General features: G+C 58.7%; 11 protein-coding genes. All 11 read right to left on the bottom strand.

What is annotated here, in order from left to right:
* Positions 1-29: 29 nt before the first annotated feature.
* Positions 30-2,561, bottom strand: a complete 2,532-nt coding sequence (locus L1A08_RS05245; RefSeq protein WP_238755008.1) for a transglutaminase family protein — start codon at positions 2,559-2,561, stop codon at positions 30-32.
* A gap of 179 nt (positions 2,562-2,740) precedes the next feature.
* Positions 2,741-4,183 carry an Ig domain-containing protein gene (locus L1A08_RS05240; protein ID WP_238755006.1) on the bottom strand — a complete coding sequence of 481 codons (1,443 nt, stop codon included), beginning with the start codon at positions 4,181-4,183 and terminating at the stop codon, positions 2,741-2,743.
* Complete coding sequence (locus tag L1A08_RS05235; protein WP_238755004.1) at positions 4,183-5,724, bottom strand: hypothetical protein; 1,542 nt, start codon at positions 5,722-5,724, stop codon at positions 4,183-4,185. The genes L1A08_RS05240 and L1A08_RS05235 overlap by 1 nt, the downstream gene beginning before the upstream one ends.
* A 48-nt stretch (positions 5,725-5,772) precedes the next feature.
* Positions 5,773-7,452, bottom strand: a complete 1,680-nt coding sequence (locus tag L1A08_RS05230) for a type II secretion system protein GspK (protein WP_238755002.1) — start codon at positions 7,450-7,452, stop codon at positions 5,773-5,775.
* Between the two features lie 526 nt (positions 7,453-7,978).
* Positions 7,979-8,863: a glucose-1-phosphate thymidylyltransferase RfbA gene (rfbA, locus tag L1A08_RS05225; protein ID WP_238755000.1), complete on the bottom strand. Its 885-nt coding sequence runs from the start codon at positions 8,861-8,863 to the stop codon at positions 7,979-7,981.
* 169 nt (positions 8,864-9,032) lie between these two features.
* Positions 9,033-9,392, bottom strand: a complete 360-nt coding sequence (locus tag L1A08_RS05220) for an endonuclease domain-containing protein (protein WP_238754998.1) — start codon at positions 9,390-9,392, stop codon at positions 9,033-9,035.
* A 208-nt stretch (positions 9,393-9,600) separates the two neighbouring features.
* Positions 9,601-10,611, bottom strand: coding sequence for an NAD-dependent epimerase (locus L1A08_RS05215; RefSeq protein ID WP_238754996.1), 1,011 nt, complete (start codon positions 10,609-10,611; stop codon positions 9,601-9,603).
* Positions 10,608-11,558: a UDP-glucuronic acid decarboxylase family protein gene (locus L1A08_RS05210; protein WP_238754993.1), complete on the bottom strand. Its 951-nt coding sequence runs from the start codon at positions 11,556-11,558 to the stop codon at positions 10,608-10,610. Before L1A08_RS05210 ends, L1A08_RS05215 begins: the two co-directional genes overlap by 4 nt.
* 48 nt (positions 11,559-11,606) lie before the next feature.
* On the bottom strand, positions 11,607-12,587 hold the full coding sequence (locus L1A08_RS05205) for an NAD-dependent epimerase/dehydratase family protein (RefSeq protein ID WP_238754990.1): 981 nt from the start codon (positions 12,585-12,587) through the stop codon (positions 11,607-11,609).
* Between the two features lie 387 nt (positions 12,588-12,974).
* Positions 12,975-13,694, bottom strand: coding sequence for a hypothetical protein (locus L1A08_RS05200; protein WP_238754988.1), 720 nt, complete (start codon positions 13,692-13,694; stop codon positions 12,975-12,977).
* 52 nt (positions 13,695-13,746) lie between these two features.
* On the bottom strand, positions 13,747-14,352 hold the full coding sequence (locus L1A08_RS05195) for a hypothetical protein (RefSeq protein WP_238754985.1): 606 nt from the start codon (positions 14,350-14,352) through the stop codon (positions 13,747-13,749).
* Between the last annotated feature and the right edge of the window lie 37 nt (positions 14,353-14,389).

Genomic DNA, 14,389 nt, shown 5'->3' with positions numbered 1-14,389 from the left:
GCGGGGAACATGAGTCGTGACAGCCGAACTCAGGACGGCGACGCCTTCAGCGAACTTTGCAGCTGGTCGATCTGACTTTCCCAGTAAGTCGTCTGCTCGTCGGTCAGTTCCGTCCCTTTGAAGCGCGCCTGATAGTAGGCATCGGTCAGGGCAACCGGGAGTGACATCAAAGATGCCTGCCGGAGTTCGGAGGAGAACTGACGCTGGAACGCGTGCGCGAATTCCATACCGGTCTGCTGCGGTTCTTTATGCAGTCCATGTCGTCCCGCCAGATCGACAAAGGACCGGAAGAACTTGATCATATGGCGGCTTCGCATCGCTCGCCGTTGTGGGAACAGCCAGTCCAGAAAGTTTCGCAGCCGCTGCCGGAAGAGAAGCACGGCGACCACCCCGGCGATCACGATCACAGGGAACAGAGTCGCCATCGTCATGATGATGCGGTTGTAGATCGAATAACGGGTTTGGGCCCCGGGAACCACCGAATCGGTCACCTGATCCCGCACGCTGGTCATCGCGTTGAAGGCCGCTTTGGCCGTGTCTCGCAGCGGATTGTAGATCTTGTCCTGCTGTTCGGAGAGCGTCACCCCCAGCACTCGGGACTGCCAGAAACTCATCAACTGGGCCCGCATCCAGGAGAAGGAGTACTTCGCCATCTGGTTCGAGTAGTCGATGACTTCGGATCCACCCGTTGTAGGGTCCAGGACAACCCAGCGGCCGTCAATAAATGCTTCGGTCCAGGCGTGGGCATGTCGTTGCTCGACAACGAGCCGGTCGTCCGACTCGTCGTATCGTCCCGTGCGAAACCCGGTCGCCATTCGCGAGGGAACCCCAACCGCTCGCAGCATCAGTGTCAAAGCAGACGCGAAGTACTCGCAGTGTCCCTGTTTCCGCAGCAGCAGGAAGTCCTCGACCGGATCTCTGTTGGGATCGGTAACGGTCATGTCGAGCGTGTAACCATACTCGCCGCTGAACTTGAGATAGTCGTTCAATCGTACGGCCCGCTGAAGTGGGCCTAACGGATCTTCCCCATCGGTTTCACACAGATCACGAGCCAGAACTTTCAATTGGCTGAGTTGTTCTTCGTCGTAAACGAGCAGGCTGCGATAGTAGCGATCAAATCCCGCCACGGCAGCCCGCGTCCGACGATCGACGTTGAACTGTGACAGATCGACGACCTGATCGGCGACATTCCCGTCTTCCTGGTATTCCGATTCGATACTGCTGGAAATCTGCCGCAACACATCGATGTAATACGGATCGGGAATGACCTCGTATTCCGGATAGCCGGATGGATAAGACGTCTCCCGCTCGAACGTGACGACCTCGTATTTGATCGTGCTGAGCCGTCCCAGATCGGCCGAAGGAGCCGCACTGATTTCCTGCGTGAGAAAGTTCCGCTCAATGCGCTTCTCGACGACTCCGTCATTGAGAATCCGGCCAAAATCGACGGGGGGCACAGCGAACAGCGTCTCGCGGCCGATCGGCTCCAGCTCGTAGTTGAATTTGATCAGACCTTCTCGTCCCCGTCGATAATCGGTTTTGACGAAATCGTGCACCATCGTTCGCGTTGGTCGCCAGCGGCCGTTTTCGTAGCTGTGCAGAGTGGCCCCCCGGAACAGCAGATCGTCGAGCTTCATCCGATCCATGACTTGTTCATTGGAGAGTTCTTCGCCACTGTTCACATCGGAGAATCGGACATAAAGCACCGGGGTGGGATTCGACAGAATCTCGCCGATATCTCCCAGCTGTACCTCCGAAGTGAATCCCGAAACCGTCGAACCGAAGGACATCGGCAGCGCCTGTTCATCGGCGGAAGGCAGCTGCCAGTTCCCGATCCAGATGCGCGGCGTGATCAGAAAGACCCCCAGCCCGACCACCGTCGAGGCAACAACCAGATAGAACACCCCGGCGACCAGTCGATAGCCGAGCCAGTTGTCAGAGGGATCGAAATGGAACCCGCCACGAACCTGGCTGACCGCCGGGATCAGCGGCGCCTTCGGAGCCGGCCCCGGCGAAACTCCTGCTGGAGCGGCGGGTTCGGAAGCCTTCGCCTTTTGAGCTTTCGCCTCGGCGTCCCTTAAGTACGTGGTGCCGCGAAAAGCGGTAAACAGGGCCAGTGTCCAGATCGCCAGAAAGAGATACAGCAGGACAGCCAGCCCGAACATTCCAGACGTCGTGAGACTGGCCGAAACCGCCATGTTGAGCATCGACAGGGCAAGCAGCCACCAGTACTGCTGGTGTCGCTTCTCGAGCAGCAGCACGATCCACGTAAAGTAGGCCAGCAGGTGCGAGGCGGAGAGAATCCGCATCTCGATGTTGACGCGACCGAGCTGAAATTCCCAGAGGGCCATCAGCAGAGCGCAAATGCCGACGACACTCGTGGCGACACTTTCGAGCTTGAGCAGCGGACGATCCTGCAGCAGCAGATAAACGACGATGATCAGCGGAATCGTCAGCAGATGCGGGAACAGATTCCCCTCCGCCAGACCAATCGTCAACGACGACAGACCAAGCAGTGTATAGATGCTGAGCCGAAAGACATGGGAAATACGATGGATCATTCGCGTCGGCCGTCCGGAGCGCGGAGTTCAATGCAGAAACAGGCAGTTGCATTTTAGGCCCCGGCCCCCACAACTGACCAGCGTGATCCCCCGGCCCCTTCAAAACGTCACAGGAATTTCATGGAGAGACACCCGGAACTGAGCGGACGTCACCTCGAAATCCTATTCCGAGGTCACGCCTAATTCACCGCCGTCCGCTCAGTGAGCAGATTTCCCACGCGGAGAACATCTTTTCCGTCCTCACGTTCCACGACGATCCTGTCGACTTCAATCTCCGCAATTCGCCCCTGATAACGGCCGACTTCGAGGCGGTCCCCTTTCGTCAGCTGGTAGCGGTCCTGAGAATCTTTCTCGCGGAACCAGGCCGTCCATTCCCCATCGACCTGAAGGCAGCCGACGAGTTGTGTGGTCGGCTCGAGATCCCGCTGAACGTCGATCCGCAGCAATGCCTGCGACTGTCGGCTCGGATTGCCATTGTCGGACACCGCCACTTCGACCGTTACGAGTTGTCCAGCGGAACTCTCCGGCGGCGTCCAGCGAACCAGCCCGGTACGCGAATCGATGCTGATCCCTTCCGGTCGGGATCCCTGCAGAGAATAGCTCAGCATCTGCTGGGGCTGATCGTCGTCTTTGGCGGAGACCTGATATTGCCACTCCGCACCGGCGTACACCACATGAGAGGGTGTTACCGACAGCGTCGGGGGGGTATTCGGATAGCGGACATCGACCACGACATTCTGCCGGGCGTCGAGCGACTTCTCGCCATCGGAGGAAACCACGATGCTCAACGGATAGGGCTTCAACGTTGTTTCCGCCGAGGTCTGCCAGTCCAGTATCCGGGTTTCTTCGTCATAATGCATTCCGTCCGGCTGGCCTTCGAGTCGAACCGACACCACGGCATCGGCCGGGAAACCCGCCCAGGCGACTTTCTGCTGCAGACGTTCGCCCGGGTGAACCAGAATCTGTGAAGGGACCTGAACGGTGGGCGTCTGCACGACCTGAGGCGGCAGCAGCGAGAACGGACTCCGCTGCGTGAATTCCGACCAGAAGGCCGTCAGTTCCACGGGCGAATCGTCCGCTTCGAGTTCTTCCCGCTTCGCTTCACTGAGCGCGATGGCTTCCGTCGTGAAGCTGACATCGAGCAGATTCCCAGGCTCGATCGACTGACTCTCAATTCGCGTTCGTTCGAGACGATGGAGAATTCCCGATGATTCATACGCCGAGAGGAACCGCGACAGGCTCGCGGCTGTGGCCACGCCCTCCACGCGAATCTGCACCGCCGAACCGAGATTCTCGAACCGTGTGATCTTGCCGGGCGTGACTTCCTGAGCCGCCCACTTCGCAGCTTCAATCTGATCCGTCAGCCATGCCGTGTAGTCACGCTGCGCCTCATACGGATCCGCAGGCAGCGACTGCTCACGGAACTCGGCCAGCTGACGCGTGGCGGTCAACACGAGATCCTGCTCGGCCTGTTTTTCTTCGAGTCGATTCTGAGCGGATTGCAGCAGCCCCCGCTGTTCTTCGAGAGGGGTCAGAAAACTCTGCAGCAGGACCGGACGGGCCCACCAGAACACGACGACCGCAATTAGGGAGATCAACAGAATTTTTTCGCGTTGTTGCATCAGCGGGCTCCTCCGGTCGTGGTCGCGGTCGGCGTCACCCGAACCCGCGGACTGGCCGAAGCGGCTGTCCTCCGCTCCACGGGGATCTCGCAGTCCAGATCAAACTCATAGGTAAACTGACCGGAATCAGCGGTTCGAATTACGGGAGAGCGGACAATCCACCCGGCTGCCGCCAGACGCTCCGCGAAACTCTCGACTGCCTGCCGCGACTTCGCGATCCCCCCGCTGACGATTCGTGTGTGCGATGCTCCGGTCAGGGGGATGCTCTGCCAGGACGTCAACAGCAGTTGATCCCGTTGCGGCAGGTCTGCCAGAATCTGCTGGAAGTGGTCTCCGACATCGAGCGAACGCCGCCGATACTGATTCAATGTTTCCGCGTGCTTCACGAGTTTCCCCTGGTCTCGCAGAAACTTCTCCACTTCGACGACCTTATCGTTCACACCTTCGACCTCAGCCTGAAGGGAAGAGAGCTTCCACCACCAGCCCAGATAGGCTCCGATCAGCGCCAGACAACAGACCGAGATCAGCCCGATCTTCCGAATCCTGCTGTAGTCTCTCGTCTCTTTGAGACGACGGGGATGTACCAGATCGAGCTGGGCAGTCTGAGCACCATGTCGGGCCAGCAGCCCTCCCATCGCCGGCATTGCCCCTGCGGTGTAAAGTCCGGCTGCTGTTTCAGGGGCGCAGGCTTCATCGATACGAATCCGCGAATCGATCTCCTCGAACGTCAGGACTTCAACATTCCAGTCGGCCGCCGACCTCATCTCGGTAACCAGTTCCCGATCGTTTCGCGACGTCAGATTCACCAGCTGGACCGGACGAGTCTCTGCTTCCTCTGCGGCAAGCAGCCGGCGAATCTCCGCGACCGCTTCCCGACCCTGAAATGGCTGTTCGTGATTACGACGGCGAGATCCGGATGCCGTCAGCTGCTTCTCGGAAGTCAGTAACGTTTCAATTCGCTCCTCGGTGCAGATCGAAACGACGCTGGTAAGCAGAGGCTCATGAGCCCGCGCAATCGCTTCCCACAAGGCGACCGAGGAGACGCCGACAGACACCAGATCCCCGTGCAAGCCGGTCGCCAGTTTCTGCAGTTGATCCATCTGATCCCGAGGCAACGCGGCGGCCAGAGCAGCCTGTCCTCCGTCCTCGCCGGACGAAGCTCGAAGTCCCGGAAGAAAGTCGATGACAAGATCATCCGGCCGAGCCGAGAGCTGGGACGCGATCTGCAATGGAATAACGCCGGGAAGTTCATCGACCGGCATCGGCGGAACTTCCAGCTTGCGGATCGTCATTCGATCGCGGGGCAACACGATCGAAATCTGCATCGCGTGCTCGTTGTCTCCTGATGTGCGGAGCCATTCCGGCCCGTGGTGCTGCAACCAGTCCGCCGCATCCTTCCCCACGGAAGTGGACTCGGCAATCTGCTGGGGCAGATCGAGCTTCGCCCAGTGCTGAATGGACGTCGTCCCCCCTGATGTGCTCGCGGAGAGCAGCTTCAGATGGGGAAGATCCCACTCGATAATGACCTCGTGATTCGACATGTCTTGATTGGATCTGAAATGACGGACAGACGGGGGGACTGTGGAAGACTATTCGATCTCTTCGGCCAGCATCAGTTCTGAAATGCTATAACCCGGCCCGAGCGGAGTGAGATTTCGGTGCCGCAAAACAACCGGCTCGGTTCCGGCAAGATCGATCACCACTTCGATTCTGACGACCGGTCCACCCGATTTCCAGAAGCCGGTCGTTACGAATCGATAAGTCCGGCTCTGTGCGGTGAGAAACGGCTCCAGCCGGACAAGACCGGCGACGTCGACATTTCCGTTCTGCAGCAGTTCCGCGGGCGAGGTCCACGTCCCGGCTCCATTGAGAATCTCATCAATGAGTGCTTCCGGAATCTCCGGCAGCCCGGCCAGAGTTTCATAGGTCGCATGATTCATATCAATCCGTCCCGGCCGCGTCGGCGTATCGACGGTCGAGAGCAGTTCTTCCGCCAGGGGCACAAAAGAAAGATCGGCACTGGTCCACGGGCTGAGGACTGTATCCCCATCGACTTCGATCTCGGCATCGATCAGTTCATAGGGTGACTGAATGACATACTGGCCGGACGAACCGGCATTCCCGTTATTCACCATATTGGGTCCGTTGACATTGACGTCGTTCGCGCCCTGATTACTGACATTGCCGGGGTTTTCCCGGGCGGTGATGAGGGTACCAGTGCCAATACCGCCGCCGGCATTACCACCTCCTCCACGGGCTTCGCCACCGCCACCGCCTCCACCGCCGCCGCGTGGCCTTTCTCCTCCTCCGCCGCCTCCTCCGCCACCTCCGCCGCCACCACCATCTGCGTTCGACGACTGCTTCGGTCCATTCTGTCGGTATTGCACGACGAACTGGGCGAACTCTTCGCCAAACTCGGCCGTGAGATCGGCTTCAAGCTGCATCAGGTCTTCCGAGTTGAGGTCAATCTGTGGTGTCCCGTCCACACGAAGATTCGTTTCCCGGCTCCAGAGAGTGAGATATTCCTCCCAGCCCAGATCGAGCAGACCATCGGCATTGTCGATCGGCTCGCGGACTTCGCCATCGTCTTCCGACAGATCGAGTCGCCCGTTGCGGTTCGCGTCTTCGCCATACAGCATGTCGGGAGTAATCTCCGGAATGCCGAGCAAATCATCCAGCGCCGTCAACGGAGCGTTGCGGATGATCATGTCGCCATCGTCGGATTCGGTCCCGAAGTCGCGAGGCTCAGCATCGGCGTCGATGAAATCGAGGATGGTATCGGCCAGTGACTCCGTCATATTGGGAAGCATCATCAGAACGCCTCGCTGATCTTCGAGCGGAACATCGAGCTCGGCCAGAGCGTTGAGGTTGATCTTCCCCCCCTCCGAGCCGATCCCAAAGGTGAGAGCCCCATTCTTGACGGTCGCATCGCGACTCACGAAGACGCACATCAGGTCATTGGGAACCTCGGCGTCTTCATTCCCGGCCTGGACCAGCTGCCAGGCATAATCCTCAACCAGCATGGCCGGGAGTTCCGTGGGATCCATCTCAGGGTCTGTCAACCAGGCGAGCACGAAGTCGATGCCCGACTGAGCCGCCTGCCGGGCCTGCGCTTCCGCTTTGTAAATGCTGGCGATCTCGCGTTCGGTCGTCATCCGCTCGGCGAACTGGTAGCACGTCAGCGACGCCATGATGATGACAACCATCACCACAACGAGCAGAAACCCACGGCGGTTCGGAACTGAGGGAGAAAGACGGCAGCTGCGCATACGGGATTAAACCCTGCCAACCGGAAAATGGGTTGCCCGGAGAAGCGGGAACCGGGGAATTCTCGATAACTGCGACGATTATAACGAAAACACGGACCAACGAGCGAACGCGACTCCCCGGGGTGCCATGCCCACGCTTGCCGTGTGCATGCCTCGCTTGACGCAGAACTTCAAAGAATGACTGAACTCAGAAGACCGGAAGGGAGAGACTCAGCGATTCGACCGAGTGACGTCCATTGCATGCCCACGCGAGCGTCGACAAAGTAGTATCGCGTTGCGAAGACGTTTGAACGCTCAAGACAAGCCTCTTGTTGCTCCGCAATACAGAGATCAATCTCTGTACCATCCCCAGAGATCCCCCGGGGTGCCATGCCCACGCTTGCCGTGGGCATGCCTCGTGTGACGCAGAACTTCAAAGAACGATCGAACTCAGAAGACCGGAAGGGAGACACTCAGCGATTCGACGGAGCGACGTCCATTGCATGCCCACGCAAGCGTGGGCATGGCACCCGATATTGGGGGTCGTTCAGATCGTTTTGCGGGCTTCCAGCAGTTCGAGCAGGTACTTTCCGTAACTGCCGCCGCCGAACTGTTCCGCGAGCCCGGACAGCTGGCCGTCGTCGATAAAGCCCATTCGCCAGGCGATTTCCTCGACGCAGGAGATCTTCAACCCCTGTCGTTCTTCGATGACGCTGACGTAATTCGACGCTTCGAGTAATGAGCGGTGGGTTCCCGTGTCGAGCCAGGCGGTGCCGCGACCGAAGATTTCGACCTGCAGTTCGCCCCGCTGCAGGTAAACGCGGTTGAGGTCGGTGATCTCCAGTTCGCCCCGGGCCGACGGTTTCAGATCCCGAGCAAAGTCGACCACCTGATTGTCGTAGAAGTAAAGGCCGGTGACAGCCAGCTTCGACTTGGGCTGCTTCGGCTTCTCTTCAATGTCGATCGCCCGTCCGTCTTTGTCGGGGACGATGACGCCATAACGTTCCGGGTCTCTCACGTGATACGCGAAGACGGTCGCTCCGGTGGACTGCTCGTTGACGCGTTGCAGGACCTGACTGAGCTTGTGGCCGTAGAAGATGTTGTCGCCGAGAATCAGACAGCTCGGATTGCCGCCGACGAAGTCCGCTCCAATCAGAAACGCCTGCGCCAGTCCTTCCGGCTTCGGCTGCTCGGCATACTGCAAATTCAGCCCCCACTGGGAGCCGTCCTTGAGTAGCCGTTGAAAGAGTGGCAGATCGTGCGGCGTGCTGATGATGAGCACATCCCGAATCCCCGCGAGCATCAGCGTCGACAGCGGATAATAAATCATCGGCTTGTCGAACACCGGCAGCAACTGCTTACTGATCGGCAGCGTCGCGGGATACAACCGCGTCCCACTGCCCCCTGCCAGAATGATGCCGCGTCGATTCATGAGAGACTCTCAAGTCCCCTCGCCCCCTTGGGGGAGAGGGTTAGGGTGAGGGGGAAATGCGGGTGACATGCTTCACGGCCGAATTTCTTAAGGAACAGGAACATCACTGGTTCATCACCCCCTCATCCGGCCTTCGACTACCTTCTCCCACAAGGGGGCGAAGGGACATTCAGCGGCCTCCTATGACATTCTTTATCGCACGAACAATCACGTCGACGTCATCGATGACATCTTCGTTGGCGAATCGCACCACTCGCCAACCCAGGCGTTCCATCGTTCTCTGTCGACTTTGATCCCTGTCGAAACACAAGTCGTGGTAACCACCATCGAGTTCAATGACTAACTTTTCTTCGACGCAGGCGAAATCCGCGATGAAGCCAGCAATCGGATGCTGTCGGCGAAACTTCAACCCGTCAACTTTCCGTTTGCGAATCGCTCCCCAAAGCAAAGCTTCGGCCTGAGTCGCTCGTTGACGAAGCTCACGCCGTCGCTTCAACATCTCGGGGTCATCGTCCCGCCATTCATTCATCGCCCGCTCTGACTCCCAGACACTCAAGTCCCCTCGCCCCCTTGGGGGAGAGGGTTAGGGTGAGGGGGAAATGCGGGTAAACTGCTCTGTAGGCCGTCGATTACAGCTTGAGTGGAACGTCGCTGGTTCATCGCCCCCCTCATCCCCCCTTCGGGGACCTTCTCCCCCCTGAAGTGGGGAGAAGGGACGTTTCCACGCCTTGTACTGACTACACCTGGTAATACTCGCGGTACCACTCCACGAAGTTCGCCACGCCGGTTTCAATGGGGGTCGCCGGAGAGAATCCGACGTCGCGGACGAGGTCTTCGACATCGGCGTAGGTGGCCGGGACGTCGCCGGGCTGCATCGGCATCATGTTCTTTTCGGCTGTCTTGCCGAGACATTTTTCGAGCGTCTCGATCATGTACATCAGCTCGACCGGCTCGTTGTTGCCGATGTTGTAGAGCTTGTACGGAGCGTGGCTCGAACCGGGATCGGCGTCATCGGCCGACCAGTTCGGGTTCGGCTGCGGCACGTTATCCGAGACGCGGACCACACCTTCGACAATATCATCGACATAGGTGAAGTCGCGACGCATCTTGCCGTAGTTGAAGACGTCAATCGGGCGGCCTTCGAGAATCGCCTTCGTGAACAGGAACAACGCCATATCCGGGCGCCCCCAGGGACCATACACGGTGAAGAACCGCAGTCCGGTCGTCGGCAGGCCGTACAGATGGCTGTAGGTGTGAGCCATCAACTCGTTGGCTTTCTTGGAAGCCGCGTACAGACTGACCGGATGGTCGACGCTGTGGTGAATCGAGAAGGGCATCGTCTTGTTGGCACCGTACACCGAGCTCGACGATGCGTAAACGAGATGCTTGGTCTCGTTATGGCGGCACGCTTCCAGAATGTTGACGAACCCGACCAGGTTACTGTCGACATAGGCGTGCGGATTGGTCAGCGAGTAACGCACCCCGGCCTGAGCGGCGAGGTTCACGACGACGTCCGGCTTCTCGTCTTTGAAAACCTGATACAGAGCATCGCGGTCTTCGAGGGCGACTTTGTAGTTCTTGAACCCTTCGCGGGCATTCGACTTCGCGAGCCGGGCTTCTTTCAGGGTCGGATCGTAGTAATCATTGACGATATCGACGCCGACCACGGTGTCGCCGCGATCCAGCAGTTTATGAGTCAGATGAAAGCCGATGAAGCCGGCTGCTCCCGTGACGAGGTATTTACTCACAATTCACCCTTTCGAATCCGTTCGCGGTAATAATCGACTGCATGGCGCAATCCTGTTTCCAGTGACGTAGTCGGCTCCCATCCGAGGAGCGTCCTGGCTTTCGTAATATCGGGACAACGCTGCTTCGGGTCGTCCTGCGGAAGTGGTTTGTGGATCATGCCGCTCTGGGCACCCGTGACCTTCAACACCGCTTCCGCCAGTTCCTTCATCGTGTTTTCCGTCGGGTTGCCCAGGTTGACCGGGCCAAGTTCCTCGTCCTGATTCATCATCCGCATCAGGCCATCGACGAGATCATCGACATAGCAGAACGACCGAGTCTGTTCGCCATCGCCGTACAACGTGAGCGGCTCGCCGTGCAGGGCCTGCATGATGAAGTTCGACACGACGCGGCCGTCATCGGGATGCATCCGCGGGCCGTACGTGTTGAAGATGCGAACAATGCGTACCTCGAGCCGATGGGCGAGGTGGTAGTTCATGCAGAGCGATTCGGCGACCCGCTTGCCTTCGTCGTAGCAGCTGCGGGGCCCCAGAGGATTCACGTTGCCCCAGTAATCTTCCCGCTGCGGATGCACTTCGGGATCGCCATAAACTTCCGACGTCGAGGTATGCAGCACACGGGCGCCGCATCGCTTGGCCAGACCGAGCACATTCACCATGCCGACTGTCGACGTCTTGATGGTCTTGATCGGGTTGAACTGATACGCCTTGGGCGACGCCGGGCAGGCGAGGTTGTAAACCTGATCGGCTTCGACAAACAGCGGACGGACGATGTCATGCCGAATCAGCTCGAAGTTGGGGTGGTTCAGTAGATGCGCGACGTTCTGCTTGGAGCCGGAGAAGAAGTTGTCGACACAGATGACCTCGTGTCCCTGCTCGATCAGTCGATCGCACAAATGACTTCCAAGGAAGCCGGCTCCTCCGGTGACCAGGATCGTTTTATGGGACATGTCGCTCTGCTGTTATTGGGAAGCCTGACGAGCGAGGGTCCACAGCAGTTATCGCGGCTCATCGTCTGCGAAATACTGCCGGGAGAACCAGCTCACGGTATTACTCAGGCCTGTTTCCAGGGTGGTTTCATCGTTCCAGCCGAACGTCTGACGAATGCGGTCCGCGTCGACAAGATTGGAGCGCAGATCGCCCGCCCGGGCAGGCCCGTGGTCCGGCTCGGGTACGGTAGTTAAACGTCCCGCATCCCGCAATGCCTGTTCGTTCAGGGCTCGCAGCCGCTCCGCGAGCTGGTTCACATCGGTCGGAAATCCGGTCCCGACATTGAACGCGACGTGCGATTCCGGCAAGGTTTTCGTGAGGGAAAGGACGTTCGCACGAGCCACATCTTCGACATACACATAGTCCCGAATGTACTTGCCGTCGCCGTTGACCCGCGTCGATTCGCCCCGGATCATCCGCTGGCAGAAAATGGCGACTACACCCGCTTCTCCATGTGGATTCTGTCGCGGCCCATAAACATTCGCATACCGCAGGGCGACCGTTTCGAGGTTGTGTTCCCGATTGAAGAACTCCAGATAGCGCTCGCCCGTCCACTTCGCAATTCCGTATGGCGAGATCGGATTGGCGGGCCACGATTCGGCAACCGGTTCGGAGACATCGCCATACAGCACGCCGCCGGAGGACGCAAAGACGAACCGTTTCACGCCGTGCTTCGAAGCCAGCTCCAGCGTTGTCAGCAATCCCATAATGTTTACACGGGCATCGTAAGTCGGCTCGGCGACCGACTTGCTGACCGACATCTGAGCGGCCTGATGACAGACCGCCTCCGGCTGCTCCTCCGCGAAGACCCTGTCGAGCGCGGCGGCATCGCAGACGTCGAGTTGATGAAACGTCACACCAACCGGAAGATTCTCTTCAAAGCCAGTCGAGAGATCATCCACAACAACCGGCGTATGCCCGGCTGCCAGGAGCTGATCGACAACATGACTCCCAATAAATCCGGCTCCGCCCGTGACGAGTATTTTCATGATCGATTCTTCCTGCTGGATGTCGCTCGCCTGTTGTTGTTCAGAGGGAGATCATTCCTCACGGAGACACCGAGAACGGAATGAGCGTGCCTCGTGTTTCTATCGAACGATTGTTACATCAGAATGAAGAAAGGGAAGCAGGGCGGTCTGCTCCTGAGGGCGTTGTCCCGTGCTTCTGCCTGGAAAACGAGTCCACCCGGGTGGCCCTGATAGCTTGGCTATCAGGGCGGCGAAGCCGTGGGAGAATGCCGTTGGGCGACGTTAATAAGTCAGCCCCCCTTGTTGCCCCTCTGAACGAAGCCTCTTCACAACAGGCCGTCCAACTCGGTACTCCTACGGCTGCGCCGCCCCGAAAGAATCTTTCGGGGCCACCCGGATGCGGCTGTTTTACGGCTTTGCCACATCCCAGATTCGGACGTCATCAATCACGGCATTCTTCGGGACGCTGAAGGCGACATGTCGTTTCACCGGGTGGCCGTAGCCGGGGGATTGATGAGTGACCGAATGCTTACCGTCGACGGTCGCCGTGCAGGTATCGCCTTCGATCACGATTTCCATCTCGTGCCACACGTCCGGCTCCAGGGAGATCTTCTCGGCTTTCACGAAGTCGGCGACCTCTTCCCGCAGTTTCTTTGGATCTTCGCCCGCCTTGCGGCGTTTGTAGCGGTCGAGTTCCATGGTGCCGTATTTCTGGTCTTCGACCGAGAGCCGATTCGTATTCACTTTGATGCTCGCGATATGCCCGGCGTGGACCGTCTTGAGTTGCAGGTCGCTGAAGTTGAAGGCGAGCTGATCTTTCGGACCGAGCTGAAAACGAAAGCGAACGCAACAGTCGCTCAGGTCGAGGACCTGCTTCACTGTCACGGCGTGATCGGCCTGCGGCGAAATGTTGACGACGAGCGTTCCGTCTTTCAGGTCGACCTGTTTGTCCCCCTTCGCCCTTCCCTTGCTGTTCGTGGTCCAGCCGTTGCCGACCTCTTCTTTCTGGTCGTTCTTTTCGGAGCGTTCAAACTGATCGCTGAAAACCGGCTTCGTGGCCGGCTCTTTGGCAACAGCCGTCAACGACAGACTTCCCAGCAGCAATGCACTCAGAGCGAGACTTTTCATGAGAGATTCCTCAGCAGGAGAATGGAGCCCGGAAGCGGGCAGGAGACTGCCCCTATGATACCGGCCTGGCATCTGGACCGCACGCTTTCAGAGCGAAGCCATAGACACGGAGCGACCGCAACTGCGTTCGGAACAGGATCGTTGTCAAAACCGCACAGAGAACAACCAGCCCCACGCCAAGCAGCATGCCGCGTGAGGAGTCGATCTCACCCTGAATCGCCCGCCAGCCCGCAATCCCCAGGACGAGTGCCGCCATGACGCCGTTGTTGATGAGCCCGGTGAGCCAGATGATCCGCAGATCCCGATCATCCGTTCGTATAGTGAGGGCAGCCCGCTCCGCAGCTGAGATTTCTCTCCCTTTGTGCAACGTTTTACGGGCTCGAACGAGTCGTCGGCGGAGGATCACGATCAGCAGACCGTTGAGAGCCGCAACTTCCATCAGCAACGTAAACACGATCAGCGGTGGGAGTGAGTTGAATTCCGGATTGTCGACTTGCTGCCTGGGCAAGAACCAAACAACTGGGTAGTACGTCAGAATGAAAAGCCAGCCGTTGAAGTACAGCAGTAGTCGGGTCAGCGCTCCAATCGAGAACAGCTCCCGGTCGGTCGGGAGATGGGGTTTAGAGAGGTCTGGAGTACTCGGTTCTTCAGAGGTCATCGGTCCGTCCTGCTGCATTGACGCTGACAGCTGACGC

This window comes from Rubinisphaera margarita (assembly GCF_022267515.1).
Classification (GTDB): domain Bacteria; phylum Planctomycetota; class Planctomycetia; order Planctomycetales; family Planctomycetaceae; genus Rubinisphaera; species Rubinisphaera margarita.
Note: the sequence above shows the minus strand (reverse complement) of the source record. Positions and strands in the feature narration are given on the sequence as shown.

What these genes read in the sequence shown, in the direction of transcription:
- L1A08_RS05240 (WP_238755006.1), bottom strand. Translation starts at nt 4,183, where the DNA reads ATGCAACAACGCGAAAAAATTCTGTTGATCTCCCTAATTGCGGTCGTC.
- L1A08_RS05235 (WP_238755004.1), bottom strand. Translation starts at nt 5,724, where the DNA reads ATGTCGAATCACGAGGTCATTATCGAGTGGGATCTTCCCCATCTGAAG.
- L1A08_RS05220 (WP_238754998.1), bottom strand. Translation starts at nt 9,392, where the DNA reads ATGAATGAATGGCGGGACGATGACCCCGAGATGTTGAAGCGACGGCGT.
- L1A08_RS05245 (WP_238755008.1), bottom strand. Translation starts at nt 2,561, where the DNA reads ATGATCCATCGTATTTCCCATGTCTTTCGGCTCAGCATCTATACACTG.
- rfbA (WP_238755000.1), bottom strand. Translation starts at nt 8,863, where the DNA reads ATGAATCGACGCGGCATCATTCTGGCAGGGGGCAGTGGGACGCGGTTG.
- L1A08_RS05210 (WP_238754993.1), bottom strand. Translation starts at nt 11,558, where the DNA reads ATGTCCCATAAAACGATCCTGGTCACCGGAGGAGCCGGCTTCCTTGGA.
- L1A08_RS05230 (WP_238755002.1), bottom strand. Translation starts at nt 7,452, where the DNA reads ATGCGCAGCTGCCGTCTTTCTCCCTCAGTTCCGAACCGCCGTGGGTTT.
- L1A08_RS05195 (WP_238754985.1), bottom strand. Translation starts at nt 14,352, where the DNA reads ATGACCTCTGAAGAACCGAGTACTCCAGACCTCTCTAAACCCCATCTC.
- L1A08_RS05200 (WP_238754988.1), bottom strand. Translation starts at nt 13,694, where the DNA reads ATGAAAAGTCTCGCTCTGAGTGCATTGCTGCTGGGAAGTCTGTCGTTG.
- L1A08_RS05205 (WP_238754990.1), bottom strand. Translation starts at nt 12,587, where the DNA reads ATGAAAATACTCGTCACGGGCGGAGCCGGATTTATTGGGAGTCATGTT.